The 4,420-nt window shown below is 66.9% G+C and carries 5 protein-coding genes; 2 read left to right on the plus strand and 3 right to left on the minus strand.

Annotated elements, in window-relative coordinates; translation table 11 throughout:
- Nucleotides 1–38: 38 nt before the first annotated feature.
- Both BJF77_RS01325 and BJF77_RS01330 read left to right on the plus strand, forming a co-directional pair.
- The gene (locus tag BJF77_RS01325) at nt 39–428 is read left to right on the plus strand and encodes a MobC family plasmid mobilization relaxosome protein (RefSeq protein WP_075871064.1); all 390 of its coding nucleotides are present in this window, start codon (nt 39–41) and stop codon (nt 426–428) included.
- Nucleotides 425–1,939 carry a hypothetical protein gene (locus BJF77_RS01330; protein WP_075871065.1) on the plus strand — a complete coding sequence of 505 codons (1,515 nt, stop codon included), beginning with the start codon at nt 425–427 and terminating at the stop codon, nt 1,937–1,939. The genes BJF77_RS01325 and BJF77_RS01330 overlap by 4 nt, the downstream gene beginning before the upstream one ends.
- On the opposite strand, the gene BJF77_RS20405 is transcribed toward BJF77_RS01330, so the two are convergent.
- The 3 genes from BJF77_RS20405 to BJF77_RS01345 form a co-directional block, all read right to left on the minus strand.
- On the minus strand, nt 1,921–2,469 hold the full coding sequence (locus BJF77_RS20405) for a hypothetical protein (protein ID WP_075871066.1): 549 nt from the start codon (nt 2,467–2,469) through the stop codon (nt 1,921–1,923). The genes BJF77_RS01330 and BJF77_RS20405 overlap by 19 nt on opposite strands.
- 307 nt (nt 2,470–2,776) lie before the next feature.
- Nucleotides 2,777–3,184 (minus strand): DUF4913 domain-containing protein, encoded by a 408-nt coding sequence (locus BJF77_RS01340; protein ID WP_075871067.1) that lies wholly within the window; start codon nt 3,182–3,184, stop codon nt 2,777–2,779.
- Between the two features lie 3 nt (nt 3,185–3,187).
- On the minus strand, nt 3,188–4,420 hold a 1,233-nt coding region (locus tag BJF77_RS01345), incomplete at its 5' end, for a type IV secretory system conjugative DNA transfer family protein (protein ID WP_075871068.1).

Raw genomic sequence — 4,420 nt, forward strand, 5'->3', positions numbered from 1 at the left:
GGGGTGCTGCGCTGGGCCGATAAGGAGAAGGAGGTGCTGTGGTGGAGCAGGAGAATCCGCGTCGGGTGTGGAAGTCCCGTCGCAAGCGGATCGAGGGCAAGACCCAGTACGTCCGGGTGTCCATGTCCGAGTCCGAGCGTGCTCAGCTGATGGTGCTGGAGCAGCAGACCGGGCTCTCACCCTCGGCGCTGATGGTCGAGGCGGTGTTCGGGTCTACCGATCCGGTGGCGGTGCAGCTGCGGCGGAACCAGCTGGCGGAGTTGCTGGCGATGCGCCGGCTGATGGCCACGATCTCGAACAACGTGAACCAGATCGCCCGGCACGCCAACAGCACCGGCGAGGTCCTTCCCGAGACGGTCGAGACGATGCGCGAGGCTCGGCGGTTCGGTGAGGAAGTGCTGGCCAAGATCGAAGAGTTGATCCCGTGATCCCGAACATCACCAAGGGTGACAAGCCGATCGGGCTGATGAAGTACCTGGTGGGTCCGGGGAGGGCCAACGAGCACACCGACCCGCACCTGGTGGGCGGCTCCCCGCTCATCATGTCGTGGCACGACGATGTGCAGCTCAATGAGGAAGCCGCGGTGTCCATCGCCCGCGAGATCGACCTGAACCGGCGCGCCTTCGCGGTGGACGCTGACGCGAAGCACATTTGGCACTGCTCGTTGTCGATCCCGTACCAGGACCGGGAGGTCACCGATCAGGAATGGTCGGACATCGCCGCCCGGTTCATGGACGAGATGGACTTCACCGAGGCCGGGTCAAAGGCCCCGTGCCAGTGGGTCGCGGTGCATCACGGGCGTTCCACCAAGGGCAACGACCACATCCACATCATGGCCTCCACGATCCGGGAGGACGGCACGAAGTGGGCCGACGGCAACGACTTCTCCCGCGCGCAGAAGGTCGCCCGTAGCATCGAGAAGGACTTCAACCTCATCCAGCTTGGCAACCACTCCGAACGATGGTTGCAGCAGGGAGAGATCGCTCGGGACAGCACTAGGGAGCCGACCCGGTTCGCGCTGGAGCGCACCGTGCGCGCGTGCGCGGTAGCAGCCGAAACAGAGGCACAGTTCGTACGGCAGATGCGCCGGGCGAACCTGCTCGTGCACCCGAGGTTCGCTGCTGGCACTGATTCGGTGGTGACCGGGTACTCCGTGGCCGAGCGTCCGCCGCAAGGCAAGCGGCCACTGTGGTTCGGTGGCGGCAAGCTCGCCCAGGACCTCACCCTCCCGTCCCTGCGGACCCGCTGGCCGGACACTCCGGTCTCGGCGCAGGAGGCGTCGGAGGAGTGGATGGCTGCCAAGCGGCATCGCCGCATTGTCCACCCTGACGCCCCCGGTGCGGTGCTGGATGAGGTGACCGCCCGGCGGTTGGCGGATGAACTGAAAGAGGTTCGCCGGCGCCTGGTGAAGCTCGCACCGGACGACCATCAGGCGTGGGCGCATGCGGCTCGGGAAGCCTCTGGTGTGTTCGCGGCGTGGTCGCACGCGACCGAGGATGGGCAAGGACCCTTGGGGCGCACCGCCAGGACGCTGGCACGCTCGGCGCACCGGTCGGGGCTGAAGATCACCACCCCGCTGGAAGCCCCACTGCGTACCAGTGGCACCACGGCGTTCCTGCTGGCGGTCACGAAAGCGCCCTCCCCGATGGCCCAGGCATTGATCATGAACCAGATGCTGCGGATGACCCGCGCGTTCCAGGACATGCATCAGGCCAACAAAGAACTGCGCGAGACCCAGTTGATCGTGGACACCTTCCGGCAGCACCTCTCGGTGGTGGCGGAGCCACTACCGGAAGTCGAGCCTTCTTCTCCCAAGCGCAGTGCCTCCCACGCCGGACCCGCCCGTGCCCGTGGTGCGCTGCGCGAGACCCAGGGGCCCACGGTTGAGCACCCTTACGTAGATCACACCCCCCGCACGGACTACGGAATGGAGCTGTAGAGATGAGCACACAACCCGATGGCGTGAACGATCTGATCGGCCGTGACCTCCAGGCAGCGATGGCCGTCGCCGGGCGCTGGGGCGAGATGATGGCCCGTCAGCGCGCCGAGCAAGTGCGTCAACGCCTGATGGAGCAGCAGCAGCGGCGACGGGAGCTGGAAGACCGGTTTGAAGCCGAACGAGCAGTGATGCGCACCGAGCTCGCCCCGGTGGATCAGGACCGTTTCTGGGAATCCGCCAAGCCGGAAGACATCGCTGCCCACTACGCGCTGGCCCGGCAGTGGGAGCAGCACGACGAGGTCGCCCGCACCGCGCGAGGACGGATCGAGTCTCAGGTAAAGGACCGCTACGGGCTGGCCGTGGAGGACTACCTGGAAGATCGCATCCCGCAGCAACAGCGCACTGAGACAGTCGAGCAGGGGACCGCGGCCCGCGAAGCCGTGGATGCCCAACGTGACCACGCCGAGGCCGCGCTCAATGCCGCAGAGGCCAGCCGGGGGGATCTGCAAACCGACGCCGACACCCGTCACGCGGCTGCCGAAGCCGAGGAACTCTGGGACTCCGGAGACCGGCGGGCGAACCTGGCCAAGAACCTCATGGCGGCCTTTGGCGGCACCGAGGAGGGCCGCGATGGGGTACGGGCACGCCTGGCCGCCGACCGGGACCAGGGCACGCCTCCCATAGAGGCTGTGCGCTCCACCAACGTGGCCCCAAGGCCCGCAAGAACACCGGGCGCCCAGCAGGACGAGAAAGAGGCTTGGAACTCGGCTGATGCCATGAGGGCAGCAGCGAGAGGGGCGCAACCCGTGACGGGTTGCGCCCCTCTCGCTGTGACGTTCAGTCGAACAGGCCCTCTGGAGGTGGCTCCAAAGTCAGTGGAACTCCCTTGGGGCGGTGCTCCCTGGGAGTGCAGCCGTGGAAAGGACCCTTCTCCTCAAAGAGGACCCGCATGGTCGGGTCGGCGTGGTTCTGCCACCACACCGCCAGCCCGGTAGTGGGGTCCAGGCGCAGGTTTTCCCACGCCCTCCACAGCCCCGTCAGACGGCTCACGGCTTCATCATGCCGCCACCACTGGGCGCACCAGGTGAACGTGTTCGAGCGACCAGCTGGGTCCAGCTGACGCCGGTACATCGGCGCCAACATCTCGGTGACGAACTCCACCACGTTCGCGTAGACCAGCTCCGCAGGAGGCTGCTCTTCCACGTCCTCGTTACCCTCACTGGACGATTTTTCTTCCCAGTCCATGGCCTACTCCTTCACCAGCGCCGCCCACCGGTTCCCGGCAGGCTCGGCCGCCACTGGCTCGGCGGCCGGCGCTGTGGGCTCGTGATCGACGGTGTCCACTGTGGGGCGGTTGTGGGCCTCTTCGGAGGCCCTGGAGGCTTCCGCGTAGGGGCGGTGGTCAATCGGGATGGTGCGCAGCAGCACGGCCCGGGCCCCGGAGCCGAACATCACGGCCCGGCCCTTGGGCAGGGCGGACAGGTCGGCCACCGACATGATGTCGTCGGTGGCGTCCTGGCGGGACGTGGACCCGGAGTCCTTCTGTCTCGAGGAGGAGACGGAGGTGTAGGTGTACTTGCCGATCAGTTCCGAGAGCATCTTCAAGTAGCCCTCTTCTTTGACGTTGCCGCCGTAGGTGACGACGTTGGCCGTGGAGAACAGCTTGCGCATCCCGGACTCGCCCCATACGTCCACGCCCTGGGACCAGGACTGCAAGAACGTGGAGACCACGATGCCGCGAGACCCGTAGTGGCTGTAGAGGTTGGGCAGGTTCATCCAGCGGCAGACGTTGGCGGCCTCGTCCAGCACGCAGAGCATGGGGGTCGCCAGTCGGCCCCCGCGCTGGGTGACGGCGTGTTCCTCGGCGGCGGTCACGGTGGCCACGGTCAGGGCGGTGACCAGAGGACCGGCGGTGCCGGCCCCTTCCTTGGACAGGGCGTAGAGGGTGTGCTTGCCGGCCACGAACGCCTGGGGATCGAACTGTGGGCGATCGTCGTCGGCACCTGTGGGGTTGACCCAGGCGGCGATCTTCTCGTTCTTCAGGCAGGCGGCCATCTGCAGCGCGGTGGAGTAGACGCTGCCTCGGTACTTCTCCGGTTGCTGGATGGTGCTGGCCACCGAGTCGGCTTCCTTGGTCCACCCGTGCTCATCGAGCAGTAGTGCCGGGGTCTCATCGGTGGATCGGGTCAGCCAGTAGTGCACCCGCTCGATGGGCTCCCCGCCCACGGCGGCCGCGAGCAGCAGTCCGGCCAAGAGGTCCTTGCCGGCGGAGTCGAAGTGACCATCGCCCTTGGCGCCGACGTCTCGGGAGCCAGCGGCGAAGTTGTTTGCCATCTCGGCGGCGCGCTCACTGTCGGTGACGTAGGTCAGCGGGTTCCACCACCAGGTCGGTTTCTCCCCGGCGACTCCTTGCGGGTCGAAGACCCACACCTCTCCTTCCTCAGCCCGAATGTCGCGGGTGAGGTCGGAGAGGTCGCGTTT

It is taken from the genome of Kocuria sp. CNJ-770, assembly GCF_001942375.1.
GTDB lineage: Bacteria > Actinomycetota > Actinomycetes > Actinomycetales > Micrococcaceae > Kocuria > Kocuria oceani.

What these genes read in the sequence shown, in the direction of transcription:
- BJF77_RS01340 (WP_075871067.1), bottom strand. Translation starts at nt 3,184, where the DNA reads ATGGACTGGGAAGAAAAATCGTCCAGTGAGGGTAACGAGGACGTGGAA.